This is a genomic window from candidate division WOR-3 bacterium, from assembly GCA_029858255.1.
Taxonomy (GTDB): domain Bacteria; phylum Hydrothermota; class Tepidihabitantia; order SM23-42; family SM23-42; genus SM23-42.
In genome coordinates this window covers 21,662-48,183 of the sequence record JAOUFJ010000020.1, presented here as the reverse complement: position 1 = coordinate 48,183, position 26,522 = coordinate 21,662, and the positions used below count along the sequence as shown (strand labels likewise).

General features: G+C 45.0%; 20 protein-coding genes and 1 tRNA gene. 14 read left to right on the top strand and 7 right to left on the bottom strand.

Annotated elements, in window-relative coordinates; genetic code table 11:
• The first annotated feature begins 128 nt into the window (after positions 1-128).
• Positions 129-2,330 carry a T9SS type A sorting domain-containing protein gene (locus tag OEV79_08940; GenBank protein MDH4211561.1) on the top strand — a complete coding sequence of 734 codons (2,202 nt, stop codon included), beginning with the start codon at positions 129-131 and terminating at the stop codon, positions 2,328-2,330.
• Positions 2,327-3,778, top strand: a complete 1,452-nt coding sequence (locus tag OEV79_08935) for a T9SS type A sorting domain-containing protein (protein MDH4211560.1) — start codon at positions 2,327-2,329, stop codon at positions 3,776-3,778. Before OEV79_08940 ends, OEV79_08935 begins: the two co-directional genes overlap by 4 nt.
• 428 nt (positions 3,779-4,206) lie before the next feature.
• Here OEV79_08935 and OEV79_08930 read toward each other — a convergent pair whose 3' ends face one another.
• Positions 4,207-4,503 (bottom strand): RNA-binding protein, encoded by a 297-nt coding sequence (locus OEV79_08930; protein ID MDH4211559.1) that lies wholly within the window; start codon positions 4,501-4,503, stop codon positions 4,207-4,209.
• 432 nt (positions 4,504-4,935) lie between these two features.
• Positions 4,936-5,175: a KH domain-containing protein gene (locus OEV79_08925; protein ID MDH4211558.1), complete on the bottom strand. Its 240-nt coding sequence runs from the start codon at positions 5,173-5,175 to the stop codon at positions 4,936-4,938.
• 741 nt (positions 5,176-5,916) lie between these two features.
• On the opposite strand from OEV79_08925, the gene OEV79_08920 reads away from it, so the two are divergent.
• The 3 genes from OEV79_08920 (at position 5,917) to OEV79_08910 (ending at position 10,476) form a co-directional block, all read left to right on the top strand.
• Positions 5,917-7,230 (top strand): NTP transferase domain-containing protein, encoded by a 1,314-nt coding sequence (locus OEV79_08920; GenBank protein MDH4211557.1) that lies wholly within the window; start codon positions 5,917-5,919, stop codon positions 7,228-7,230.
• 448 nt (positions 7,231-7,678) lie between these two features.
• Positions 7,679-9,151, top strand: a complete 1,473-nt coding sequence (locus tag OEV79_08915; protein ID MDH4211556.1) for a T9SS type A sorting domain-containing protein — start codon at positions 7,679-7,681, stop codon at positions 9,149-9,151.
• Between the two features lie 335 nt (positions 9,152-9,486).
• Positions 9,487-10,476 carry a GNAT family N-acetyltransferase gene (locus tag OEV79_08910; GenBank protein ID MDH4211555.1) on the top strand — a complete coding sequence of 330 codons (990 nt, stop codon included), beginning with the start codon at positions 9,487-9,489 and terminating at the stop codon, positions 10,474-10,476.
• 227 nt (positions 10,477-10,703) lie between these two features.
• Here the strand turns inward: OEV79_08910 and OEV79_08905 are convergent.
• A tRNA-Thr gene (locus OEV79_08905) sits at positions 10,704-10,776 on the bottom strand.
• A gap of 316 nt (positions 10,777-11,092) precedes the next feature.
• A complete protein-coding gene (locus OEV79_08900) occupies positions 11,093-11,623 on the bottom strand; it encodes an NYN domain-containing protein (GenBank protein MDH4211554.1) in 531 nt (176 codons plus the stop codon).
• 403 nt (positions 11,624-12,026) lie between these two features.
• On the opposite strand from OEV79_08900, the gene secA reads away from it, so the two are divergent.
• The 3 genes from secA (at position 12,027) to OEV79_08885 (ending at position 17,438) form a co-directional block, all read left to right on the top strand.
• Positions 12,027-15,041 (top strand): preprotein translocase subunit SecA, encoded by a 3,015-nt coding sequence (gene secA / locus OEV79_08895; GenBank protein MDH4211553.1) that lies wholly within the window; start codon positions 12,027-12,029, stop codon positions 15,039-15,041.
• Complete coding sequence (locus tag OEV79_08890; GenBank protein ID MDH4211552.1) at positions 15,038-16,135, top strand: aminotransferase class I/II-fold pyridoxal phosphate-dependent enzyme; 1,098 nt, start codon at positions 15,038-15,040, stop codon at positions 16,133-16,135. Before secA ends, OEV79_08890 begins: the two co-directional genes overlap by 4 nt.
• Positions 16,136-16,634: 499 nt before the next feature.
• Positions 16,635-17,438, top strand: coding sequence for a tRNA (adenine-N1)-methyltransferase (locus tag OEV79_08885; protein MDH4211551.1), 804 nt, complete (start codon positions 16,635-16,637; stop codon positions 17,436-17,438).
• A 328-nt stretch (positions 17,439-17,766) separates the two neighbouring features.
• On the opposite strand, the gene OEV79_08880 is transcribed toward OEV79_08885, so the two are convergent.
• The 3 genes from OEV79_08880 to ftsE are packed head-to-tail and all read right to left on the bottom strand — an operon-like array spanning position 17,767 to position 20,383.
• Complete coding sequence (locus OEV79_08880; protein MDH4211550.1) at positions 17,767-18,876, bottom strand: peptidoglycan DD-metalloendopeptidase family protein; 1,110 nt, start codon at positions 18,874-18,876, stop codon at positions 17,767-17,769.
• Entirely contained in the window at positions 18,873-19,721 is an 849-nt protein-coding gene (locus OEV79_08875) for an ABC transporter permease (protein MDH4211549.1), read from the bottom strand. Before OEV79_08875 ends, OEV79_08880 begins: the two co-directional genes overlap by 4 nt.
• Positions 19,722-19,723: 2 nt before the next feature.
• The gene (gene ftsE / locus OEV79_08870; protein MDH4211548.1) at positions 19,724-20,383 is read right to left on the bottom strand and encodes a cell division ATP-binding protein FtsE; all 660 of its coding nucleotides are present in this window, start codon (positions 20,381-20,383) and stop codon (positions 19,724-19,726) included.
• Between the two features lie 182 nt (positions 20,384-20,565).
• On the opposite strand from ftsE, the gene smpB reads away from it, so the two are divergent.
• The 6 genes from smpB to OEV79_08840 all read left to right on the top strand — a co-directional run bounded on the left by smpB (position 20,566) and on the right by OEV79_08840 (position 26,448).
• Entirely contained in the window at positions 20,566-21,015 is a 450-nt protein-coding gene (smpB, locus tag OEV79_08865; protein MDH4211547.1) for an SsrA-binding protein SmpB, read from the top strand.
• Complete coding sequence (locus OEV79_08860) at positions 21,012-22,361, top strand: N-acetylmuramoyl-L-alanine amidase (protein ID MDH4211546.1); 1,350 nt, start codon at positions 21,012-21,014, stop codon at positions 22,359-22,361. Before smpB ends, OEV79_08860 begins: the two co-directional genes overlap by 4 nt.
• The gene (murI, locus tag OEV79_08855; GenBank protein ID MDH4211545.1) at positions 22,361-23,164 is read left to right on the top strand and encodes a glutamate racemase; all 804 of its coding nucleotides are present in this window, start codon (positions 22,361-22,363) and stop codon (positions 23,162-23,164) included. Before OEV79_08860 ends, murI begins: the two co-directional genes overlap by 1 nt.
• A gap of 65 nt (positions 23,165-23,229) precedes the next feature.
• Positions 23,230-23,955, top strand: coding sequence for a ribonuclease PH (rph, locus tag OEV79_08850; GenBank protein MDH4211544.1), 726 nt, complete (start codon positions 23,230-23,232; stop codon positions 23,953-23,955).
• Positions 23,936-24,919 (top strand): RluA family pseudouridine synthase, encoded by a 984-nt coding sequence (locus OEV79_08845; GenBank protein MDH4211543.1) that lies wholly within the window; start codon positions 23,936-23,938, stop codon positions 24,917-24,919. Before rph ends, OEV79_08845 begins: the two co-directional genes overlap by 20 nt.
• A 74-nt stretch (positions 24,920-24,993) precedes the next feature.
• Positions 24,994-26,448: an NFACT RNA binding domain-containing protein gene (locus OEV79_08840; GenBank protein ID MDH4211542.1), complete on the top strand. Its 1,455-nt coding sequence runs from the start codon at positions 24,994-24,996 to the stop codon at positions 26,446-26,448.
• The last annotated feature ends 74 nt before the right edge of the window (positions 26,449-26,522 follow it).

Below are 26,522 nucleotides of genomic sequence, written 5' to 3'. Positions count from 1 at the left end.
GGTATTGCTTTCAAGGGGGGATGGATGTCCATCCCCCCTTGGATTTCGATTTACTGTGCTCTTTGTATACTGGCCATTCGCCTTGACAGGTTTTCTTTTACGAGTAAGATGTGTTAAGGAAGAGTAGAATGGTTTTCGATATTAGTAAACGGTTCAATCGTAGACTGGCTTTACTCATCACGTTGATCATGATTTCATTCTGTCCCATCCTTCTTTCTGCTCAGGATTCGTTGAACGTACGGTTTGTGGGAGGCTATCCATTTGGGAGCGCCACGGGCGGCATCGTCAGCGGGGTGATAAACGGCACTGACTATGTAGTTGTATCGTCAGGTTCCGGTATTCTGGTATTCGACGTGGACGATCCGGCAAATCCGGCAAAGGTTGGCCAGATAATCAGCCCGATAAAGGCGTTGGTGCCATTTCTCCACGATACTTTGCTCTATATTGCGGCTCAGAAACAAGGACTGTGGATCTACAATGTTGCTGATCCTTCAAATCCAGTAATGATCAATCGTTGGCAGCCCAATGATTCGATTGTTCAGGTGTACGTATGTCAAAATTCTGCCTACGTCGTTTCTTACACGCGCATGACGATTCTTGATGTATCCGATCCCCATACTCTTGTAGTCCAAGGCGAATGGACACCAGACAGTATTCTTTCCTACTATGTATACGTTAAGGATAACCGTGTCTATGTTTGCGCCGCCTGTGCAATGGGGATGAATGATGCTATGTTAATCTTGGATGTGTCAGACCCTGCGCTGCCTTACGAATTAGGCCGGTGTTACCTGGGTCAATTCATGGAGGTTATTGTCGAAGGTGACTATGCCTATGTTACCGGATGGGGGTTGCGGGTCGTTGATATTTCTGATCCCGCTAATCCTTACGTTGTGCGGGACTATCTGGTTGATTTCCCGGTTGGCAACCCGCAGCTGAAGGGTGATTGCCTATATGTTGGTGGAATGTTTCTATACGTGTTTGACATCATTGTCCCGGATGATCCAATATTGATGAATTGCATTCCATGTCAGACAACTCAGATTACGGTTTTGCATGACTACCTCTACAGTATGGCAATAGACCGAATCGAGGTGCTGGATATTACCGAACCTTTTTTGCCATTTCAGATTAGCGAGTACGAAATAATGTATAGATCACATCGTATTGAGGTTTCGGACAATTTTGCGGTGTTCTGTGATCCAGCGGGGCTTTTCCGCATTATCGACGTCACTGATCCTCAAAATTGTTTCGAATTGGGTAAGTGCGATATCAACTATCGTTTTAGCGGATTTACGATGGCGGGGAATAACCTTTACGTTGCGGCACATGACAGTGGTATGCGCGTAATTGACATTTCGGATTTAGCGAATCCTCATGAAATCGGACATTGTTATATACCAGGCCTCCCGCCATATTATAGTTGGGTTAGAAGCGTTTGTGTTCAGGGCAACTATGCGTATTTAGGCTGCTCTGGTTCCTCTGGCGCAGGTGGATACGGGTTTGCCGTCTGTGATATTGCAGATCCGGCAAATCCGTACCTCGTTACCGGGATTCCTTATGGGGAAACGCTGACGGTATGGAATGTGGTTGTTGCTGGTGACTTTGCATATTGTAGCTCAGACGACGGTCTAAGAATAGTTAACATATCCAATCCCTATGCACCGACTGTCATTGCGGGATGCGATTTACAGTCACTTGGTGGGGCTATCTATGTATCTGATAATTACGTATATCTTAATGTTGGTTATGACCCGTCGTACCTTTGGATCATTGATGTATCTGATCCGTACAATCCTTTGCCGGTGAGTTATTACTATCCCATGCGGGTCAATGACATATATGTGGAGGGGATTTATGCCTATCTCTCGGATGATCTTACTGGCGGTGGAGTAAGAATTTTCGACGTCTCAAACCCGGTTACTCCCCAGGAAGTAGGATATTATAGATACAAAGTCTGTGGTCGCGGGGTCAGGCATAGTGGCGTCTCGGTGCAAGGAGGACTTATCTATACCGCAGCCGGCGATTGCGGCTTGTGGATTCTGGACCCTTATGGCATCGGTATTGCGGAAACTGGCAATCTTTCCATTACCTCGCGCTTGAAGGTTTCCACGATCGGCCGAAAGGTGGAATTGTCCTATTTGCTTGACGTGAGTTCAGCCGTAACGATCAGTCTGCTCGACGTTTGCGGCCGGGTCGTAGATAAATTTGAGGATAGGGTTGGTCCTGGAATGCATAATGCGGGACTGCAGCCTGGTGCTGCTGGTGTCTATTTCTTACGGGTGGAGACTGATGAGTGGGTTGAGACCAGAAAAATCATCCTGATACGATGAAAAGATATATCGTTATTATAATAGCCTTTGGCATATTCTGTTTTGCCTTGGCACAACCGCCGCTTGTTTGGACCCGTGTTTATGATGGCAGTATGGCCGATTACGCTTTTGGCGTCACCACAGATAATCAAAACAATATCGTCGTCGCTGGAAGTTCGTACAACGGCACAGATTATGATTTTTGCATCATCAAATATACGTCGACCGGCGATACTATCTGGATCCGGTTTTTTGATACTGGCGGCAGCGATCTTGCGCACGGCGTGGTTGTTGATGGCTATGGCGACATAGTAGTTTTTGGCTCTTCGCGGATGGATACGATTTATGATTACATTACCGTAAAATATGATGCCTCGGGCGATTTCATCTGGCAAGCCGGGTATGTAACAGGTATGGATAATATCGGCACGAGCGTCGTGACCGATTCAGCGCGCAACGTCATGGTGACCGGCTATTCATTCAACGGCCTTGATTACGATTATCTAACAATAAAATACGATGCCAATGGTGATACGATTTGGAGCCGCCGATTAGATGCGGGACTCAACGACATTGCTCATGACATAACTGCTGATCCAACGGGCAATATCATTGTTACTGGGGCTTCAGTTGATACTAGTATTAGTATGCACACCTATCTGACGGTTAAATACAATCCTGCTGGTGAGACCCTGTGGACAAGGAGATATCATTACGGTAGTTATGACAGTTTTGGGCGCGGCGTTGCAGCCGATGCTGCAGGTAACATAGCTGTCTGCGGTCATCCATTCTATCCGGCGCGGTTTATTACGGTTAAATACGACAGTCAGGGTGACTCAGTCTGGATTCGTATTCATATCTTACCCAATCCCAGCTGGACGGCGCAGGATATAGCAATTGACAATGACAACGATATCATTGTCACCGGCGAATACTACAAAGACAATATACTTATTCCCGCGTTTGTCTATCATACACTCAAGTATTCTGCGGCCGGCGATGAATTATGGACTACTGATTATGACAGCGGGAATGGCATTGACGATTACGCGCGGGGTGTCGCATGTGATAATTCAGGAGGGATTATTGTTACCGGCTTTCGGATTGACGGCGGTAACGCTGACTTTCTCACAGTAAAATATGATGAGCAGGGTGCGGTGGCTGAACAGAGTCTGATCCCATTTAGGGTAAGTGGAGTAAAGCTTTATGCTCCGTTTCCCAATCCGTTTGGCAATGATTGTAGTATTACTTTTGATCTGCAGAACCCTCAATACTTGAATGTCACGGTTTGTGATGTGGCGGGGAGGAGGTTGCGGCGGCTGGTCGATGGAGAGTGTGCGTCTGGTTTGACTAAGGTTACGTGGGACGGCACGGACGATTCTGGCAAAATTGTGCCCAGCGGTGTGTATTTTGTGCGATTGGAGGCACTTGGCCAGAGTGTAACAAAGAAGATCGTAAAATTGGAGTGAGCTGAACTGATGTAATACAGATAACGCTTTTCGTTATTCTGGCCATTGCTGGTCCCGTGAATTATTGCTTCAAGAGATGCAACTGAATTCACGAGGATACCGTTTCCTTCTTATATAATCTGTATGATGAAGAAACGGCAGAAGTCTGAATTGTGCTGTGTCATTTGGCCTAGACTTGGCACAAATCTGGCACAGGGAACAAGGGAAGTGACAGTCTGAATCACTCCCCTTGTGCTACAACTTTGATTTCTATCTGACCTTAACTACCTTCTTTGTGGTCTTACTGTCAACATCTATGAAATAGATACCTAGTTTCATCTTGTTGGGTAATACAACTCTTCCCGTTATGTCAAATACCTTCTGCGACACTGTTAAAATCATGTGGGTTTGCAGAGTTCTGCAACGGATTTATATTGTTTGAATATATTCTACCAGGAGCGACCTCTACCACCGCCTTCTCGTTTTCCGCCGCCTCGATGATCTGGACGAGGACGTGCTTCGTTAACATTGAGTGCTTGGCCCATGAACACCTTGCCATTCAAACCGTCGATGGCAGCCTGGGCTTCTTTGTTGTTCGGCATATCTACGAACCCGAATCCTCTTGGTTGTCCACCGAACTTATCTTTGACAATTCTTACAGATAGAACCTGTCCAAAGGCTTCAAAAGCCTTCTGTAAATCGTTGTCAGTAGTATCACGCGACAAATTACCTACGTATATATTCATAAAACCTCCTTGATTTAGAATAAGTATATCCAAATTCAGTGGAATGTCAATTTTTATTTCGAGAGGTTCCTTATAATCATCACTGATATCTAAATATTATTACTGCAATCAAAAATGTGCTAAGCACATTTGGATTTTCTGTCTATTATTCTATTATTTAGTGGCATCAATAGATCTGAAATTATATCACCGTAATCGGCCTTATCTCACTGTTATCAACATATGGCTAAGAGACACCTGAAATATGGCACAAAAAAGGAAGTGGCCCCGCACTTTTTTAAAATTGCGGAATTTCCCCGCGTGCTACAATTTGTGGTTTTTTATCTAACCTTGACTACTTTCCTTGTAATGATACCATCAATTTCAATGAAATAGATACAGGGTTAGACGTGTGTAAAACAGGATGAAAAAGACAAGATATACAAGACATCATTATTCGATAATCTCTAATACTACGCGTTTCCCTTGTTTCATTGCCGCAGCGGTAATGATTGTTCTGACAGCCTTTGCTGTTCTGCCTTCTTTACCAATTACTTTACCCAGATCACCTTCACCGACTTTAAGCTCATATATAATGCTCTTTTCTCCGGCGATTTCCTTTACCTCAACTTTTTCCGGATTATCTACTAATGCTTTTTCAATGTATTCGATAAGCTCTCTAAGATTGTTCATGATTTACCTCCTTCTTATGTAATCGGTTAAATCACAGTATAGGTAGGTTAAGTGCCTTGAGAAAGCCAATACTCAATGAGATCCCAGTTTAATTCTAATTCTTTACTTCGGGAATCTTAATGACCCACTTCTTCTACCTAATTACTACCCTTGCCTTTTTCGAATCTGTTACTACAACGCCACAAATAGATTTTTATCTCCTCCAGTTAATTTATCATAAATCTACTTATAATTATATATACATCAAGATGTGTGTCAATGGAGAGGATTTAACAGTGAGGAGTTATTACATCGGCACACTGTTGAACCTAAGATTAAAATAATAGCTATTTGATGTACACAGTAACCTACGGACGAGCACTCCGTTCCTCTAACCTTATGAATGTAGTCCAACTTATTGGGAAGTTATGGATAACAAACAGTCAAAAGATTGATGAATGTGCCGTTTAGATTTCAGCTAGAGTGTCCCGCATATGCTGAAAACAGAACAATGCGGGCTATTTTGGCAGATGGACCGCACAAATGCCGTACAATATAACAATATAATAACAAGGATCGGTGAAAGTCGACCATTTATTTGACTGCTGTTAACAACTTGACTTCCCCAGAAAATTTGATATAATCAAGTGCAAGAAAAACGACTGTATTAATTTTTCAAAATCTTCTTGCTTATATATCAGAGGCAAAGAATTTACCAAAAAGAGATTGATAGAAATCTGTGTAAAAAAGGGGCGTATGTAAATGAAATGTCTCATAATTGCATCAGGACGAGGTGCAAGACTTGCTTCAAAATCAAGATCAAAACCACTGACTTCATTAATGGGAATGCCGCTTATCGCGAGGGTTATACTACGCGCCAGAAAGGTCGGCTTAAAAGAATTTTATGTGGTGACTGGCTATCGCGGCCAAATACTCCGCGACTATTTAGAAACCTTCAGTAAAAAAAGAAACATAAAAATTACTTGTCTGCATAATGATGAATGGAGAAAGGAAAATGGAATATCAGTGCTGAAGGCAAAGGATATTATAAATGGTAATTTCATTCTCCTGATGAGTGATCATATTTTCGATGAGAAAATTATCGCAAAACTGAAGAACAAGAGGATAAATAATAATGAAGTCATTTTAGCAATAGATTCTAATATTAAAGTAAATTATTTTGTTGACGAAGAAGATGTCACGAAAGTGTTTATCAAAAACAAAAGGATTTTGCATATCGGCAAAAATCTTAAAGAGTATGATGCCTATGATACAGGAATATTCCTCTGTACGCCCGCAATCTTCAACGCAATTGAACAAAGTTCCAAGAGGGGTGACACATCCCTATCAGGCGGTATTGAGATATTAGCCAAAAAGGGTAAGGTTAGAGTTTGTGACGTTAGTGGGAATTACTGGATTGATGTAGATAATGAGGTAAAACTGAAACAGGCCAAGAGACATCTGGTAAATGTTTTTGTAAATAAAAAGTCTGATGGATTCGTATCAAGATACATAAACAGACCGATATCTGGTCAAATTACAAAAATTCTTTTGAAAACCAAAATTCAGCCCAATACCATTACGCTAACTTGTTTCTTCCTTTCCATCATTGGTGCATTCTTCTTTTTTCATAAGGGATACTTGAACCTCCTAATCGGAGCAATTCTTGCTCAGGTCGCCTCAATCATTGATGGTTGCGATGGTGAGGTTGCGCGACTAAAATTCCTGGAAACAGAGTTCGGCGGCTGGTTTGATGCTGTACTTGACAGATACGCCGATGCCTTTTTATTATTCAGTCTAACTTATCACACATATCAGGTCATCAGCAATCCCGTGATTATGATTATTGGATTTATGGCAGTAATCGGTTCATTAATCAACAGTTATACTGCAGATAAATATGACAGCCTGATGAGAAGTGAAGGGAATCGACATTTTAGGATTGGTCGTGATCTGAGAATTTTCATTATTTTCCTTGGTGGTGTACTTAATCAGCCCGCGTTGGCCCTAATTGCCATAGCAGCGTTAATGAACATTGAAAATGCACGAAGGGTGGTAGTTCTGGCACGGGCATGAGCTTAGCATATGTTTCAACGTATCTACCACAACGCTGCGGTATTGCCACCTACACTAACTATCTTAGTTCGGGGGACGGAGGTTGACTTTTTGACATTCTCGCTCTATTAACTCCGTCCGGTTTCGAGTTTCATTAAAAGTCAACGGCAGATAGCGAAAAACTGTATGGAGTAATAATTGTTATGGTATCTCGTCTTGTTACTTTGCTGAGAGTTAACAGAATATAGCCCTTAACAGGATCTACGACAGGTTGGGTGTTGATTCGTACTTCTTGGACTGTTCGATCCAATCGGCTCTTATATAGTGTGTCATAGCTGAACATAATCAGATGGTTTGGACATACATGAATATGCCTCTGGGGTGTGATTGCGGTCCTGTGGTTGACATTTTCTTTCCTTGGACTATATTTAATTGGGGATCATTCGAAAAGGAGGTGTAAGGAGGTATTATGAAGCTAAGATGCGTACCTGTAGCCTTATTTTTCTCTTTTCTTGTATTTCCACGTGTTCTGGTTGCGGATAATTATAAGATCGAATGGGCAGATACACTCGATAATGGCGACTGGGATGGCGCCTTCAGCGTAGCCGTCGATAATTCAAATAACATCATCGTAGCAGGAATATCGTACATTGGTGGCAACAACGATTATTTTATCGTGAGATATGATTCCAATGGCACGGTTCTTTGGCAAGATACCATAGACAATGGAGCAGCAGATAATGCTGAGTGCGTGGCGGTTGATAATTCAAATAATATCATCATGACAGGCTATTCTTCTATAGGTGGCGATTATGATTATTTCATCATCAAGTATGATTCCACCGGAACAATTCTCTGGCAAGCTGCGCTCGATAATAATGGCCTCTATGATATTGCTCGTGGTGTCGCGGTCGACAATGCTAATAACATTATCGTAACGGGTTATTGTGATATAGGCAACGACTGTGTTTATCTCACAGTTAAGTATGACTCCGATGGTACAATTGTCTGGGCAGATACACTCAGCAATGGTTTGTGGGATTCTGCTTTGGGCGTAGCAGTCGATAATGCCAATAATATCATAGTAACAGGATATACTTCAGACGGCGTCAATAATGATTATTTCACAGTGAAGTACGATTCCAGTGGAACAATCCTCTGGCAAGATATAATAGACAAATACCAATTTGACCAGGCCTATGGCGTAGCAGTTGATAATTCAAATAATATCATCGTGACAGGGTGCTCTGGAGGACCATTCAGCGATTATGATTATTTCACATTGAAGTACGATTCCAGTGGAATAATTCTCTGGCAAGATACACTCGATAATAATAACAACGATGATGTTGCTTACAGCGTGGCAGTCAATAATACCAATAATATCATCGTGGCAGGTTATTCTGCTGCTATGGGTGGCGATTATGATTATTTCGTAGTAGAGTATGATTCCAGTGGAACAATTCTCTGGCAAGGTACACTCGATAATGGTGACGACGATATTGCTCACGGTGTCGCGGTCGATAATGATAATAACATCATCGTAACAGGGAAATCCTACATAGGCGGCAATTTTGATTATTTAACGGTGAAGTATGCTCCTGTTACCGGTGTCTCTGAAGATGAATATTCTAAAGTCTTTAGTGATAATGCGATTTTTTGCGACATATATCCTAATCCATGTAGCGAGAAAACCGAAATTAAACTTCAATTTCAAGGGAACAGCAGACAGCAGTCAGTAGTCAGTGCAAAAATTCATGATGTTGCAGGTAGAGTGATTAAAGATTTTTCTCAATTGTTTTCTGGTATCAGTCATCCGTCGTCAGTCGTAATCTGGAATGGTGATGACCAGCAAGGTCACCTGGTGCCTGCCGGTGTCTATTTTCTATGTTTTGTAACATCGAATAAAAGTATAACAAAGAAAATCGTAAAATTAGAATAAATAGAAATTCATAGATCGTCATACGTTTTTCATCCACTTCACCAAGATGTTGCGGATAGCCAGCTGGGGGCAAGGTGTAACTGCCTTGACATTTTGTTGGCTTGCCATATAATGTACTTAATCAAGGGGTATGAGCTAATTCGCCTTGGAAGGAGGTATAGTTATGGAAGATGCGATAAAAGGAATAGCCCTGAATTTATACCTCAGGCGGATTAGATATTGAAGTAGTTATTTGATATGCCATCAATGCCGCCTGCAAGGGCGGTTTTTTGTTGCTTAAATCGTCAATTGGGTGATTGAAGTAAGCTGTTTCAACCATAATAAAAGGAGTAAAAATGTCATTCTGTAACATAGAACCATTTGAAGAGAAACATATCGAAGGTGCAGCAATACTGTTCGCAAAGCGTTATAGATTGGAACGAGAACATATGCACCTTCTACCGCCAAGGTACGAGGATTGTAGTGCAGTAGTACCTTTGCTCCGTGACCAAATTAAAAAAACACCTGGTGTAGTTGCAATAGAGAATGGAAGAATCTCCGGATATCTTATTGGACAATTATTTCTTTCATGGAGAGGAAGACGGGGTGTTTTTGTTCCTTTCTGGGCGCACTCTGGAGAAGGCGAAAGCCGAAAAAAGATTTATCAACAGATGTATGCGTATATCTCGTCCGAATGGATCGTCAATGGTTGTTTTACACATCTTATAACCGGGCTTGCGCACGATAAGGAAGTGATTGATACACTGTTTTGGCTTGGTTTCGGAATGGCAGTAGTTGACGCGATGCGTGATCTTGGAAACATCCAATGTCCTGCCATAGACGTCGAGATTCGGCTCGCTACCCTCGATGATTTGGACGTGATTGTGTCACTGGATCACGAACTAGCGCGATATTTGGCTGGGCCGCCGATTTTTGTTGCGATGACAGAAAAAAGAAGCAAAGAATATCATGAAAAATGGCTTTCAGACCCGTTGCACTCGATTTGGCTAGCCTTAGACCATGGACAGGCAGTAGCATATATGAAAATCTGCCCGATCAATGAAGATTATCTAATTACTGATGAAAAAACAGTGTGGATACAAGGTGCATATACAAAAGAACACATGCGCGGAAAAGGAATAGGTACTGCTCTTTTAAAACAGTCACTAGAATGGATTCAATCACAGGACTACGAACGATGTGCAGTTGATTTCGAAGGAGAGAATATTTTAGCGGGTGCGTTCTGGCTAAGATATTTTAGACCAATATGTTTTTCATTAGTCCGCCATATCGACAAGCAAATTGCGTGGGCACACAAAGGGCGTGAAGACAGGCATTTCTGGTAGTCGATTCATAGGACTTTTAGTTTTCGACCGAACTCGATACCTCCGACGGGACTAACAGCCTCTCGAGAGCACATGGTTCTCTGATCTCGCTGAACTCGATACCTTCGGCGAGACTAACAGCCAGCGAGGTGAAAGTGCCGAACGTAGGGAGGTGCAGAATCGTCCTCTTTTTTACATCACTGTAATCAAGTTTGGTATCGGTGTAATCTGTTCCGCCGAAGGCGGAAAGCCAGCGAGCAGAATCGAACTGCTGACCTGCGGTTTACGAAACCGCTGCTCTACCAACTGAGCTACGCTGGCGCGCTCTATTATAGCAAAACACTACGTTATGTCAATCATTTGTCAGAGATTGCCGCGTCGCTGCGCTCCTCGCAATGACCCTGCTTCGCAGCATGATTACGGCGATTGAAATATTGATTACAATGATGGACGAATAAACTGGATTCCCGGTTCCCTTGCTTGAACCAGAAGACAGATAAACCGGGGAATGATGGGGAGACTAGAATGAGACTGATGCGGTTTGCCCCTTGACGACGAGGATTTTATTGTTATAATATTAAAGAATCACGATGGGAGGCCATCCAAAGGGTTCTGTCCCGCGGTAATGCCTCCCTTTTTATTTTTGTTTCTTTTTCTTCTTCGGAACGTACGCAAGTTTTCGGCGTAAGCCATTCATAAACACAATATTATCCATCATTTTCCGATATAACGATGAGAATTTACGCTTATTCGGTATCATCAATTTCATTAGTTTCCGGTTTTTAGATAGAAAGTCTACAAGGCAATGAAAATCTCCATCGCCCGTAACAATAAGTGCTTTAGAGAAGTTCCTATATTCAATCATGGCGTGCAGCACAAGTTCAGCGTCAACATTGCCTTTAGGCGTTCCGCTCGGCAAAGTCAAGGTCGGTTTGAACACTAATATGTAGCCGCTCTTCTGTAGTTGTGTGTACATGTCTTGGTTTTCTGCAACATAGCCTATGAACAAGTACGCCTTCATGATACTGTATTTATCTTGCAGATACTTCCTGAATTTCCGGAAATCGAGGATCCACCCCTGCTCGCGAATGGCAAGATTAAGATTCTGGCTGTCGATGAAGGCATAGTTCTTTGTTGTTTTTCTGCGCTTTCTTGTTTTCTTCTTCATGATGCAATTGCGTATTACTTCAAATTTATATCCACATTCGAGTATATGCAGAGATAGTTTGTTGTCAATGATGTGCCTGGGATGTTACAAGACACGGAGAACCGAGGAGTCGGAGAGCCGGAGACAGATCATACGGCAGAGGTTCAGAGGGAATGAAGTTCTCGACCCTGCTCGAACAATAATATTATAGACGTTCAAAACTAAACCAACGTTTCTTAAATTCGCAATTCGCAATTCGAAATATTCCGTACCGAAATTAGCGATATTAACGGTAGTAACGAGATTAACGAAACCAACGGGATTAGCGGGATTAACGATATTAACGGTTCTTTTGTCTAAACATTAGGAATTTCATGGAGTTTGTTGACAATATGGGATTAATCCATATAATTAACTTGAAAATATGATACAAAAAGTCCTTGGAAAAATATTCGGCACTAAGACCACGCGTGAGCTAAAAGAGCTCTGGCCTACGGTTGATAAAATCAACGCGTTTTACGAGCAATACAAAGACGTTGACCTGACAGAAAAGACCGAAGAATTCAAAAAACGCATACAGGATGGCGAACCCCTGGATGATGTCATGCCTGAGGCGTTTGCGCTGGTCAAAGAATCCTGCCGACGTCTACTAGGTAAGAAATGGCAGGTTGTGGATATAGAGACCGAATGGAATATGCTGCCTTTTGATGTCCAGTTGATCGGTGCAATTGTTCTTCATCAGGGTAAGATCGCGGAGATGAAGACAGGTGAGGGCAAGACCTTGGTCGCAACCATGCCGTTGTATTTGAACGGCTTGACCGGCAAGGGCGCGCATTTGATCACGGTCAACGATTATCTTGCACGCCGCGACCGCGAGTGGATGGGTCCTGTGTACGAGTCGCTGGGTATGACCGTGGGTGTTCTCCAGCAGGGTATTGAGCAGGAGGAAAGGATCAACGCATATAAGTGCGATATTACATACGGCACCAATAACGAGTTCGGGTTTGATTATCTGCGTGACAACATGGTCTGGCGGTTTGAGGACAAGGTTCAGCGCGGCCATCACTATGCGATCGTCGACGAGGTTGACAGTATTCTTGTTGATGAGGCGCGGACGCCGCTCATAATATCCGGTCCGGTCGAGCATGAAACAAAGGCATACAATGAGCTCAATCCGATCGTGCAGCGTTTGAACTCGACGCAAACCGTTTTTGTCAATCGCGTGGTTGCCGAAGCGAAGAAACTGCTCGACGAAGGAGAAGAGAAAGAAGCGGCTGTAAAATTGCTGCAGGCACGCCGTGGTTCGCCGAAGAATAAACAGCTGCTGAAGCTCGAACAGGAAACGGGTGTGAAGAAACTTATTGAGCAGGTTGAATTGGGCTATTTGCGGGACAAGAGCTTTGCTGAGGTCGACGACGAATTGTACTTTGTTATCGATGAAAAGTCAAACATCGTGGATCTGACAGAGAAAGGCCGTCAATTTATCTCTCCGAAGGATCCGAGCATGTTCGTTTTGCCTGATCTGAGCGAGGCGATTGGCGGGGTAGATAAGGATACACATCTGACCGCGAAGGAAAAAATATTTGAGAAAGAAAAAGCTTATCAGGACTATGCCAGGAAGAACGAGACCCTGGCGAACCTCCGGGCCTTGCTCAAAGCATACTCGCTTTTTGAAAAGGATGTTGAGTATGTAGTACAGGACGACCGGGTAATAATCGTTGACCAGTTCACCGGCCGGTTGATGCCGGGCAGGCGCTACTCTGACGGATTGCATCAGGCCATCGAGGCAAAGGAAAGAGTGCGAGTGCAGGAAGAAACGCAGACATTTGCCACGATCACCATTCAGAATTATTTCCGTATGTATGAAAAGCTCGCGGGCATGACTGGTACTGCAGCGACCGAGGCCAACGAGTTCTGGCAGATCTACAAGTTGGATGTTGTCGAGATCCCTACCAAGGAACCCGTCCGCAGGATAGACTACGAAGATATCGTTTACCGCTCCAAGCGTGAGAAGTACAATGCGATCGTTGAGGAGATCGCCCGCTGGAACGAGAAGAAGCGACCGACCCTTGTGGGCACAACTTCGGTAGATGTCTCCGAGGTTTTGTCCAGATTGCTCCAGCGCAAGGGTATTTCACACGAAGTTCTCAACGCCAAGCATCACCAGCGTGAGGCAGTGATCGTTTCCAGGGCTGGGCAACCTGGCTCGGTAACGATCGCCACGAACATGGCTGGCCGCGGGACCGACATAAAATTGGGCAAGGGTGTTGTCGAGTGCAAAAAGTGTTGTTTCGAGTGTCTTGACGAGGACTGTGCTAACTGCTCGCATGAAGAAAAGAAGGAATGTTTGGAGGATTTGCCTTGCGGGCTTTATATCATCGGTACTGAGCGTCACGAATCCCGCCGTATTGACAACCAGTTGCGGGGTAGGAGTGGACGTCAGGGAGACCCTGGTTCATCCCGCTTCTATCTTTCATTGGAAGATAATCTCATGAGAATTTTTGGTTCAGATCGGGTTGCCGAGATAATGGACCGTTTCGGAGGAGAGGAGCAGAAGCCGTTGACGCATCCACTGGTGACGCGAGCCATAGCGAATGCCCAGAAGCGCGTTGAAGAAAACCATTTTGAGGTCAGAAAACACCTGTTGGAATACGACGATGTGATGAACAAACAGCGCGAGGTAATATACAGGATACGGGATGACGTGCTTTTGGGCAAGAATCTCAAGGACAGGGTAATCAAATTTTTTGATGACGCGATAGAAGATATCATATACAAATATACCGATGCGAAGACTAATCCAGAAGAGTGGGATTGGGAGGCTATCAGAGGCGAGTTCAATTTGATATTCGTGACCGATATCACGATCCCACGGGAGAAGATCCCGAAGATGAAACAGGAAGAACTGCTCGACATGCTTCTGGATAAGGCGAAAGAAAAACTGAACTGGCGTGAGCAGGAGTTTGATCCTGAGATATTCAATGAATTGTTGAAGTTTGTGATACTGGGAACGGTTGACGGAAAATGGCGTGACCATTTGTATTCGCTCGACGCGCTCAGGGAGGGTATCAGTCTACGTGCATACGGACAGAAAGATCCTCTGATCGAATACAAACATGAATCTTTCAAGATGTTTGATGAATTGCAGCGCGATCTTGCCAGGGATTTGTCGGGTCTTGTGTTCCGGGCACAGCCCAGGCCGGGCGCAGCAAGGAGACGGCAACCTACGCCAACACGCGAATATAAACCCAGCATAGGGCCACAAGCTGCGCCAGAGCCGGTCGGCGCGCAGGTGGCGGCAGCTCATGCCGGTGCCGCAGCACCGGGACAGAAGGGTTCTGCACCAGTTACAGTGACAAAAAAAGTCGGTAGAAACGATCCCTGTCCCTGCGGGAGCGGGAAGAAGTATAAAAAATGTTGTGGTAGGAATGTAACATGAAACCATTTCAAGTACATCTATTCAGTGAGGAAGGCAGGATTCCAGAGTCGGTTCCGCCTGAACCGTCGTTTGTGTACGGAAACAAGCGGTATCTAAATTTCCTCCATATGGATTGTTTGCATATGAAGAATAGTGAATATCTGCGAGAAACCGCGCGAATGAATATCGAAGCCAGGGGCATTGTACCCACTGATTCGCGGGCCGAGATAATGGCAAATCTACAAGGCGTCATGCGCGAGGTGAAGAGACTTGAGTCTTTGCTCTTTTTCCCGGACGAGGTTTCGATGATGTTCGCACTTGTCTCGATTTTTGGCCCGAAAACCACGTTCTTTGTCGACTACGAAAGTTCATCGAGCTTGCTTAATGTACTACAGTATCGAAATATCGAATACTACGATTTCCGAGATCTTGATCAGCTCCGCAGGTTGCTCGGTGCTCACGCCGAAAAAGTTATGTTCGTAGACGGGATATACGATTGGCTGGGCAACATCAGTCCGGCAAATGAATTAGTGAGGATAGCCCACGAGAATGAGTGTGTAATTGTCGCCAATGAGTTGAGTTCTTTTGGACTCCTCGGCCGTGAGGGCAGGGGTTTTGTAGATCTATGTAATGCATACGAAGATATCAATATCGACATTGGTAGCTTCAGTAAATACCTGGGAGGCTTCGGCTGCTATCTCGGGTCGAAGAAGTATATGATCAACAAAATAAGAGAGAATGTTGGACACATTACTGATTTCGCTCCTCAGTTCATGCTTGCGGTGAATCTTGCGGGTCTGGAAATGATAAAGGAGACTGGCAGAAACAAGGAGAGGTACAACAAAATATGGAAGAATAGCCGGTATTTCATTACGAATTTGAAACAGATGGGATTTAAGACGGTGAGCGAGACACCGCTTGCTGTCGTTGTTTTCGGTAACAATGAAGAAGCCGGTGAATTCACCAAAAAACTGATCGACGAGCAGGTCATTGCGGCGCAGAAAAAAGAACGTATCAGGCTATGTCTGTCAGTTGAACACAGCAAAGAGGATCTTGATTTTTGTCTGCACAAGTTTGAAATCATAGGAAATGCACTTGGTATTGTCAAAACCTGATGTTTTGACAATACCCCAAATTCTAAATCCTAAATACTAAACTCTAAACAAATATAAAATTCAAAACACGAATGTTTAAAACTGAGATTGTCCCGATTTTTCATGTCGAACAATTCTAATAGGGAGAAATCGAGTTCCGCCATTCTATAGCGCGAATTCTTGCTAAAGCGGAAGATCCCGTAAGCGGAACCGTGTCGCTTCGCTCCTCGCAATGATAAGCTGGCAACTGTCACTGCGAGCGCATACGAAGCAGTCTCAGCGTTTCCACGGGGCTAAGTCCCTGCCCTACCCTTGTTGTTTTGAATTTTGTTCATTTGTGCTTGTTTCGAGTTCCGGATTTCGTGTCACGCATTGCGTATCGTTTGTCAGGTTCCCAACGAAACTAACGGTAATAGCGAGAATAACGATAGTAGCGATATTAACGGAATCAACGGGAATAACGAAATTAACCTTCTGCAGCAATTGACTTCTTGTTGTTTTACGGTATACTGTGCTGAGTATGGACGAGCAAGCGAAGAACCTCATCAAGGAAAAGGACCTGGTCATGTTGTATCTCGACGACCGCAGGCAGTTTTTGGTACAGGTCGTGTCGGGATTGAGAGTGTCGACCGATCACGGAGATCTGCATCTAAATCAAATCATTGGCCAGCCATTTGGCTTTGTAGGAAAAACACATCTCGGCAGGGATTTCTATTGTTTGAAACCGAGCACGGCTGACCTGATGATGAAAGTGAAGAGAACGACCACAATTGTATATCCAAAAGACCTTGGCTATTTGCTGCTGGAAACCTCGGTTGGTCCCGGGTCCCGGGTCATAGAACTGGGAACGGGCAGTGGCGCGCTCACCCTTGTTCTGGCAAAATTGGTCGCCCCGGATGGTATCGTGTATAGCTATGACCGGCGTGATGATTTCATCGATAACGCGAAGAGGAATCTGACCCATGTCGGTTACGAGAGGAATGTCGAATTTACGTGTGCCGATGTTGCCCAGGTAGGATTTTCACAGACCGAAGTGGACGCGGTATTCATAGATGTGCCTGAACCGTGGGATATAGTGCCTAAGGCTTACGAGGCACTGAAGGGCGGCCATCATCTGGTCAGCTGGAGTCCTAACGTAGAACAGGTTAAAAGAACAATTGATGCCCTTACAGCATGTAATTTCAAATGCATTCGAGCCAAGGAGATTATCGAGCGCGAAATGCTCGTTCGCTTGCAGGGCGTGAGACCGCGTGAACGCGGCATTACACACACGGCATACCTTATACGAGCACAGAAGATTCTTGATGTTAAGCATCAAGAGTAATTTCGAAATGCGAAATTAACATCAGACGTTAGTTTCGTTATTTTCGCTAATCCCGCTGTGACGACACCGTGATTCGTTGTTCGTTTTACGGTTACGAAAAGTGATACGATTGCGAGAGACGGTTTCGAAAAACGAATCGGACTACAGTATCGTCCATCGAGACCATTATGCGTGTGATGATACCAACACGACGTAGGGTAAACCTTCAGGTTTGCGGTATGTTTTCGCAGGGCTAAAGCCCTGCCCTACAATCTGGCAATGACAGTTTTTCTACGCTGTCGTTAACGGGAATAACGGTAATAACGAGATTAACGAAATTAACGCTCTATTAGTCTAAATATGCTATCGGGTCGACAGGCTTGCCGTCTTTACGCAACTCAAAGTGTAGTATCGGACCGGATAATGAGCCGCTTTCGCCCACGCGGCCGATTATACGTCCTCCGGTAATTTCGTCACCGGTGTTGACCAGCATTTCCGCCAGATGCCCGTATAGTGAGTAATAGCCGTCGAGATGATCAACGAGCACGAGATTTCCGTATCCCATGAAGCGATCTGCGTAGACGACCTTACCGGGTGCCACGGCGTAGACGTTGTCACCGTAGTTGGTGCTGATATCGATTCCGTTATTCTTGGTTGTTGTGTTGTACTTCGGGTGTATGACCTTCCCGAAGTTCGTCACGATATTGCCCCGGCAAGGCCAGGACAATTTTCCACGGTTCGTTTCGAGATAATTTGTACCGGTGCTGATTTTTTCGCGCTGTCGTTCGAGGGAGACGATCAATTCTTCGAGCTTGCGCTGTGCGCTCTTCAATTCCTTTTCGAGCGCGCGTTTCTTGTCTTCTTTCTTTGCCACTTCGGTGAGGATCTGGTTTTTCTTATTACGTTCGTCGTTCAATTTCGACAGTTCGTCTTCCTTGTCGCGTTTCCTTCCCTCGAGTGTCAGGATCAATTCTTTTCGCAATTCTTTATCCAGGAGGTAGCGCTTCCAGTCTTGTTCGAATTCAAAAAATGCACGCTGGTCTTCCTTTGCGAGAAGCTGCAGATAGTAAGAGGAGGAGAGGATCTGGGGCAGTGATTTTGTGGAGAAGAGAAGGTTCATTTTGTAGAACGGTTTCCATTTGTAGAGGCGGACAATGCGCGTCTGCATATCGCTTTTTTTCAGACGCATTTTTGATTCGAGGCGCGCGATCTCCATCTCCAACTCGGCAACCTTTGATTTTTCGAGAGCTTCCTGGGCGTTCAATTCATCGATGTATTTAATCGTGAGGTTGATGCCCTCGTCGATTTTATCTATGTGTGTCAGTGTGCCGACTTTTTGTTTTTCCAGTTCCTTGATTTCCTGCCGGACAGTATTCAATTTGGTTTTCAGTTGATTGAGTTCTTCTTGTTTCTCGGCAAGTTGTGAGAACAAACAAATGAGAATTATTAGTATTTTCATTTTAGAAATCTCCTTACGGCAATACCGGAACCGATGATTCCGAACAATATTCCACCTACTATAGTACCAAGCAAGAACCACCAGTGCGGAAAATAGAGATTACCAAAGAAAAATCCTGCTACGCGATAAGTGACTAAGGTCAGCAGGAAGGCAATTATGCCACCGACGAAACCCTGGACTATGCCTTCAAACGTGAACGGTACGGCGATGAATCCATTGGAAGCCCCTACTAGCTTCATTATTTCAATCTCGGTGGAACGGGCGAATATTGTAAGTTTTATTGTCTGGAAAATGACAAAGATGACCGAGAATATGATGATGAGTAGCAATCCGAGGTCAAACATGACGATAATCCTGGTGACTTTTTTCAACTGGTCCACGAGCTCACCACCATACAGTGTTTCTTCTATACCTGATAGCAGCATGATCTTGTCGCTAATCTCTTCTAGCCCTTGAGCATTACGAAAACTGCTTTTTAATTTTACGCGAAATGATGCAGGCAGAGGATTTTCCTCGAAGACGTTCAATATCTCTTCGGTATCCTCCAGCTCGTTTTTCAGATCCGCAAGCGCTTGTTCTGAGGAGACATAAATTACCTGATCGACACCATTTATCTTTTCGATATTTTCTTTAAGGCTCTGTGCATTGGCGGTTCTGTCGAGAAAAACAATTATCTCGATCTTTTCATCGAGGAGTTCGATCGATTTGTATAGATTTACCGTAACCAGCGAAAATAGTGCCAACAAGAATAGCGATATGGCGGCAACCAGCAGCGATAACAAGAAGAGAGAAGCGTTGCGCGTTATTGTCCGGACACCTTCTCTTATGCCAATGCGTAGAGACATCTCTATTTATCCTGAACAAGACGGCAATCTTCGATCCTGAGCATTCTTTTCTTCATTTTCTTCACGAGACTGATGCTATGGGTCGCCATGAGAACCGTTGTGCCTCTGTAATTGATATCGAGAAGGATGTTTGTTATATCTTCGGAGCTTCTTGCGTCGAGATTGCCAGTAGGTTCATCAGCCAGCAATATGTACGGGTCCCTGACCAGAGCACGTGCGATGGCGACTTTTTGCTGTTCGCCGCCCGATAATTGGTAAGGAAAAGCGTACTTCTTATGGCTGAGCCGAAGGTAAGTAAGGGTTTCCATGAGTTTCTTTCTTATCTCGCGGGGTGGTGTGTCCGTGACCTCAAGGGAGAAAGCAACATTTTCCTCAAGGGTACGGTCCTGCAGTAGTTTAAAATCCTGGAAAACAACGCCGATTTTTCGACGAAATTTAGGAATTTCTCTTTTTCTTAAATCCTTGAGATTCTGGTTTAATACCTTAATGGCACCGCGAGTCGGCTCTTCATCTTTGTATATCATCTTAAGAAGCGTGGTTTTACCGGCGCCGGTTGAACCGCAAATGAAGACGAATTCACCTTTTCCAACATCGAAAGTGATGTCCTGAAGCGCGACCCAATCCTTTTGATAGATCTTTGATACCTTATCAAAGGAAATCATTAAGTTTAATATAACCAGAATTCTTTTTTTGTCAACAATGCGGTTGTCAATATTTCCTCGTTTGGGCATCAACACCCGTTGAATTCATAAATCGGAGGCGACATTTCACAAGCTCATCCGGTACCGTGCTCACCGTTGCCGCATTCCCTTGACTTAGCGATTGGTTGTCGTTATAATCGTCCGTGAAAATTGTGGCTAATAATCGCAAGGCACTGCATGATTTCCACGTTCTTGAATCATACGAGGCAGGACTGGTGCTTTCTGGCAGTGAAGTGAAATCTCTACGCCAGGGAATGGTGTCGATAAGTGATGCGTATGGTCATATCAGCGATGGTGAAGTATACGTATTCAATTTGCACATTACGAATTACAAGTATAGCAGTACAGGCAAGTTAGACCCAAAACGAAAGCGGAAGGTTCTTCTGAATAAGAAGGAGATCAAGAAGCTGTACGGTTTGGTGCAGCAGCGCGGAAATACGTTGATCCCGCTTAAGATATATTTTACAGATAGGGGATATGCCAAAATGCAGATTGGCGTGTGCCGGCGCAAACGCCTGTATGACAAGAAAGAGAAGATACTCAGAAAAGAAGAAGAAAGAAAGATTGCCAAAGCCAGGAAAGTGCTGCGATGACATTGCTGCTGCTTTCATTGTTATGTTTTGTCCCGAATAAGTACAGGCTTACGTATGAAGAAACAAGCATAGTACTCGAGCCCGAGAGATTCGAGCTGCATGATTACGTTTCTCTTAAGTCTGTTGCCGAATTATTGGGTCTTGGCTATATCATGGATAATACCACCCAGCAGCTTCATCTTACCCAAGGAGGCCGCAGGTTTTTGCTCATTCCGGACATAAGGACAATAGAATATGGCAATCACTACTATCATTTGCCTTTTGCCCCGGTCTACCGAAACGGCGAGGTCTATTTCCCCGTACAATTGATCACCACGACGCTGGGCAGCGCCTTCGAGAAACTGATTTTTATCAAAAGTGTGACCGAAATACCAATAATCAACAAGATTTCATTGCTTTCCCGGGCTGATTCGACCGTTGTTAAGTTTACCTGGACTGGATATATCGATTTTGATGTTCGTTTCTCGACACGACTGGCAATAATAGAGATCGACGGGATCTACAAAGAAAAGCCAACGCTCAAACCAAAGGGCGCAGTGACTGACGCGAAACTCACGCCGCACAACACGTACACTTCTATAGAGATGGCCCTGGAGGGCGTCAATTCGGTTATCGAGAGGGACGATGAAGTCGTATTCTTCAACAAGGTGAGTAAGAAGGTGGCGTTGATCGTCCTCGACGCGGGTCATGGAGGCATTGATCCTGGGGCGGTGGGTAAGAAGGGTTTGTACGAAAAGGATGTCAACCTGGCAATATGCAAAATGCTGAGAGATGTCGTTGAAGATTCTCTTAAGATACGAGTCATTCTGAGCCGCGACCGGGATGTCTATCTTTCGCTGAAGGAACGCACCAACATAGCAAATCGCAACGCTGCAGATATCTTTGTGAGCATACACTGCAATGCGCATTTGAAGGGCGCACCGCGAAGTGGCTTCGAAACGTACTTCCTGTCGGACGCGAAAACCAGCGAGGAACGAGCAGTCGCCGCACTGGAGAATGCTTCGCTCAAATTCGATAACCTTGTGATGCCCAATGGTGACCTTAGCTTCATCCTATACGACCTTGCACAAAGCGCCTTCCTGGACGAATCGAATCATCTTGCCGAGAATATCCAGATCTCTGCAGAGAAACACCTGAAAATACCTTCAAGAGGAGTGAAACAGGCAGGTTTCTATGTTCTTAATGGTGCCTTCATGCCGGCTGTATTGGTTGAATGCGCATTCATTTCTAATCCTGCCGAAGAGAAAATGCTGCGACAGAAGAATTTCCAGAAAGAACTGGCTTTCTGCATATATCGAGGCATAAAGAGTTATATCGAAGATTACGAGAGGAGGTTGAACAATTGATGGAAAGTCCCATTGGAATTTTTGATTCAGGTATTGGCGGATTGACCGTAGTGAAAGCAGTAAGAAAGATCCTACCCCGTGAAGACATTATCTATCTGGGAGATACGGCGCGCTTGCCATATGGAACCAAATCAATCGACGCTATAATTCAATTTTCACTTGAGGACACTCAATTCCTGGTTGATCGCGGTGCAAAGTATGTAGTCATAGCGTGCTATTCGTCTGCTTCAGTAGCGCTCGATATGATCAGAAAGGAATTCTCAATACCCGTGATCGGTGTAATACGTCCAGGCGTTCGCAGGGCAATGCACGTGGCGAAGACCGGCAAGATCGGTGTAATTGGAACATCGCTGACCATTTATAGCGGTGCTTATGAGAAGGCTTTCAAGGAGGAAGGCGCACAGGCTGAGATATTGGGCCGATCATGTCCGCTGTTCGTGCCCTTGGTAGAAGAAGGATGGCTCGATCATGAGGTCACGAGGCTTGTTGCTCAGGAATACCTTGAGCCGCTCAAGAAAGATAATGTTGATACATTACTCCTGGGATGCACCCATTATCCGCTCTTGCTTAAGGCAATCAAAGCAATTATGGGCGATATCAACTACGTGGATGCATCGGCTGAAGTAGGTTCAGAACTGGCGAAGAGTTTGAAGGAATTGGATATGGAGAACCCCAGGGGTACGGGCAGCACAGCCATTTACCTGACCGACCTTTCAATGAATTACAAAGAAATAGGTGAACGCTTTTTGGGTGAGCCAATGAAGAACTTCTCTCGTGTTTCCCTGAGGAGTCGTGCAAAGTGAATTCGCTTATTGTCGTGAGTCAGAGTTTGCTGGCGTTCACTGGACAATGAGTGAAAGGAGAAGAAATGAGACGTGACGACCGGAGTGTTGATGCGTTGCGTAAAATGACTTTTGAACTTGACTATCTCGAATATCCCGCTGGCTCATGTTTGGTTTCGGCCGGTCGCACGCGTGTCTTGTGTGCGGTCAGCATAGATAATCGGGTGCCTCCCTTCTTGATCGGCAGGGGCAGTGGTTGGTTGACGGCCGAGTATTCTCTGCTGCCTTTTGCGACACATGAGCGGACACTCCGCGAAGCGCATACCGGTCGGTTAAGCGGAAGGACACAGGAGATTCGTCGTTTCATAGGACGTTCGCTGCGCCCGATTTTCGATCTACGTCTCGCAGGGGAGCGGACGTTCATTATTGACTGTGATGTGATACAAGCAGACGGTGGAACGAGGACAGCGGCGGTTAACGGCGCTTTTGTTGCATTGTACAGCGCGGTCGCCAAGATGATGGTCAACAGGCAATTCACCAAGTCGCCAATTCTCGATTATGTCGCCGCCGTGAGTTTGGGTATTGTCAAAGGTCAGTCCATGCTGGATCTTGATTACGAGGAAGATAGTAGCGCTGAAGTCGATATGAATTTGGTGATGACAGGCCGCGGTAAAATCATCGAGGTGCAGGCGACCGCGGAGAAGATGCCGGCTGCACGAAAGCGTTTTGATGAGTTGATGGATCTTGGTTATTACGGGGTTCAGAAGATAATAGCTATGGAGAAAGAAGTCCTTGAGTCAAGAAGAATCTAAGGAATTCTCCCGTGTCGTCGCCGAGAAGCAGAAGGGGCGGCGCATCGATCAGTACCTGATCAGCGCAGGCATAGGTCTGTCACGAAGCCTCACCCAGAAACTCATCAGCACCGGTAAAGTGCTCGTCAACAATAGTCCGGTGAAAAGTTCGTACCGGGTGAAGACCGGTGATGAGATCAGCGTGCATTTTCAGGTTCACGTGGTACCTCAGATGCAGCCCGAGGAGATTGCCCTGGATATTGTCCATGAAGACAGTGAGATTATCATTGTTAACAAACACAAAGGTATTGTCGTGCATCCCGCGCGAGGCAATTTTCAACACACAATGGTCAATGCCTTACTCCATCATTGTGGCCAGTTGCCCACCCTCGGTGACAAAATTCGTCCGGGTGTACTGCATCGTTTGGATAAGGATACTACTGGTTTGATAATATTCGCCAAGACCGACAGCGCGTTGACTTCGTTGAGCCGTGCGATTGAGCGGCGGGAGGTAAGGAAGAAGTACGAAGTCATTTGCTGGAACTACCCGGGTTTGCCAGAAGGAGTGATCGAAGCACCGATCGGGCGCAGTGGTTTGGACAGAAAGAAAATGACGGTAACACCTCTATCCTCAAAGCTCGCCACGACGAAATTTACCGTGGAGCAACGTTTTCGAATCGCAACCCACTTGAGTGTTGTCCTCATAACCGGCCGGACCCATCAGATCAGGGTTCATTTTAAGCATATAGGATGTCCGATAGTTGGTGACAAGGATTACGGTGGTCGCAGCCCCGGTGTTATTCGAAAAAGTGAAGAGCTGCCCGTTTTCAAGGGCATCTTGGGTTTGATTGACCGGCAGGCACTACATGCTGCCGAACTTGATTTCGTACATCCTGGCAGCAAACGTAAGATGCACCTCGAGGCACCTCTTCCTGAAGACATGCAAGCAGTATTGGATTACCTGCGGGAATACTCGGCGCGATAATACAATTGCGGGGATCGCTGCATTGACAAAAAATATGTCTGTCAGGCAAACTAACGCAACCTTTGTCGCATGATATGAACGGGATATATCTTTACTTGCTGCTTAGAGAAATCCGAGACAAATTAATCGGTAAGCACATCGAAGACATACAGATAAGACGTAGGATCATCCAGATAATATTCAATCAGCACTCTCTTGTTGTATCGCTGCATCCTACTACGCTCGGTATGTTTCTGGCTAAGAATGTAGTAAGTGGCTACGAACCACTGAAGGCCGTCGCCGATGTCGTGAAGGCATGCAGGGTTGTTGATGTCTTACAGGATAGTTTCGCGCCCGTCATGAGGATGATCCTGGAAAAACCTTTTCCGGGCAGGGAAAGTATGGAAATCATCGTGTCCTTTTACCATGAAGCGCCGAATTTCAGCGTAAGGGTTGGGTCCTGGCAGAAAAATATTTTCACGCGCTTCATTGAGAAAGAACCCAAATCTTCTATCCTTGATTTCGGTGAGGAAGATATCGCAAATATGAATGTTGAAAGTATGGTGAAGAATATCGAGGGGATTGACATAAGAATGGCCAAATTCCTGGATGCAAAGAACCTTAAAATACTGCAATCCATTGTGCGGGGGAAGGCTGCGTGTCCTAGATTGGTTTCTTCTCAACCTCTTTGCATAAGTCTTTTTGCAGACGATGGTGCGACAGAATTCAGCAGTCTCGATGAACTCTTCAAACATGCTATCATGCAATTCTCTGAGGAGACTGATGACAAACATGCTGAGCAGGAGCGGCGTCTGCAGATAAGAAGGCTGAAAAGACGTATCAGTCGGCTACAGAAGAAACTGCTTCCGATGAAGGAGATAGAGTTTTTTCGTGAGTGTGGCGAACTGATCCTGGCGAATATGGCAGAGGTCAAAAAGGGACATTTATCGGTCGAACTCCAGAGTCCATATACGCGAAAAAGTATAACCGTGAAACTCGACCCGCGCCTGACTCCGCAGGCAAACGCGCAGAAATATTTCTTGAAGTATAAGAAGGAAAAAAGGGGACAGCCCAGGCTTCGGGAGCAGCTCGTCAGCTTGGAAAAGGAAATGGCTGCCGTAGGAAAAAAACCGGGTGTGATAGTGCGTGAGAAGAAAGAAACCGGCAAAACGACACTCAAGCGCGAACCGTTTCACAAATTCAATCTTGATTCTGGATCAGTGGTATTTGTTGGTAAGAGTGCAAGAAGCAATGATCAATTGACCTTTCAACAAGCGCGTTCCGGTGATTATTTCTTCCATGCACGGGGTGTAGAGGGCGCGCATACGATACTACGACCGAATATACCAAAAAGGCAGCGTCCCGGGAAGGACGAGATAAGAATAGCAGCAGCCATTGCGGCTTATTTCAGCAAGGCAAGAACACAACGGAATGTGCCTGTATCCTACACGCAGCGCAAGTATTTGAAGAAAGACAAAAAAGGGAAACCAGGAGCTGTTATGTTGATGAGAGAAGAGGTAGTATTTGTGGATCCGGGACTACCCACGTAGAACTGAAGACACATCCGCCGCGCGGATTGAAGACATGCTCACGCTGGAGTCATGTCGCTTCGCTCCTGAAGACA

What these genes read in the sequence shown, in the direction of transcription:
- OEV79_08940 (MDH4211561.1), top strand. Translation starts at nt 129, where the DNA reads ATGGTTTTCGATATTAGTAAACGGTTCAATCGTAGACTGGCTTTACTC.
- OEV79_08935 (MDH4211560.1), top strand. Translation starts at nt 2,327, where the DNA reads ATGAAAAGATATATCGTTATTATAATAGCCTTTGGCATATTCTGTTTT.
- OEV79_08930 (MDH4211559.1), bottom strand. Translation starts at nt 4,503, where the DNA reads ATGAATATATACGTAGGTAATTTGTCGCGTGATACTACTGACAACGAT.
- OEV79_08925 (MDH4211558.1), bottom strand. Translation starts at nt 5,175, where the DNA reads ATGAACAATCTTAGAGAGCTTATCGAATACATTGAAAAAGCATTAGTA.
- OEV79_08920 (MDH4211557.1), top strand. Translation starts at nt 5,917, where the DNA reads ATGAAATGTCTCATAATTGCATCAGGACGAGGTGCAAGACTTGCTTCA.
- OEV79_08915 (MDH4211556.1), top strand. Translation starts at nt 7,679, where the DNA reads ATGAAGCTAAGATGCGTACCTGTAGCCTTATTTTTCTCTTTTCTTGTA.
- OEV79_08910 (MDH4211555.1), top strand. Translation starts at nt 9,487, where the DNA reads ATGTCATTCTGTAACATAGAACCATTTGAAGAGAAACATATCGAAGGT.
- OEV79_08900 (MDH4211554.1), bottom strand. Translation starts at nt 11,623, where the DNA reads ATGAAGAAGAAAACAAGAAAGCGCAGAAAAACAACAAAGAACTATGCC.
- secA (MDH4211553.1), top strand. Translation starts at nt 12,027, where the DNA reads ATGATACAAAAAGTCCTTGGAAAAATATTCGGCACTAAGACCACGCGT.
- OEV79_08890 (MDH4211552.1), top strand. Translation starts at nt 15,038, where the DNA reads ATGAAACCATTTCAAGTACATCTATTCAGTGAGGAAGGCAGGATTCCA.
- OEV79_08885 (MDH4211551.1), top strand. Translation starts at nt 16,635, where the DNA reads ATGGACGAGCAAGCGAAGAACCTCATCAAGGAAAAGGACCTGGTCATG.
- OEV79_08880 (MDH4211550.1), bottom strand. Translation starts at nt 18,876, where the DNA reads ATGAAAATACTAATAATTCTCATTTGTTTGTTCTCACAACTTGCCGAG.
- OEV79_08875 (MDH4211549.1), bottom strand. Translation starts at nt 19,721, where the DNA reads ATGTCTCTACGCATTGGCATAAGAGAAGGTGTCCGGACAATAACGCGC.
- ftsE (MDH4211548.1), bottom strand. Translation starts at nt 20,383, where the DNA reads ATGATTTCCTTTGATAAGGTATCAAAGATCTATCAAAAGGATTGGGTC.
- OEV79_08860 (MDH4211546.1), top strand. Translation starts at nt 21,012, where the DNA reads ATGACATTGCTGCTGCTTTCATTGTTATGTTTTGTCCCGAATAAGTAC.
- murI (MDH4211545.1), top strand. Translation starts at nt 22,361, where the DNA reads ATGGAAAGTCCCATTGGAATTTTTGATTCAGGTATTGGCGGATTGACC.
- rph (MDH4211544.1), top strand. Translation starts at nt 23,230, where the DNA reads ATGAGACGTGACGACCGGAGTGTTGATGCGTTGCGTAAAATGACTTTT.
- OEV79_08840 (MDH4211542.1), top strand. Translation starts at nt 24,994, where the DNA reads ATGAACGGGATATATCTTTACTTGCTGCTTAGAGAAATCCGAGACAAA.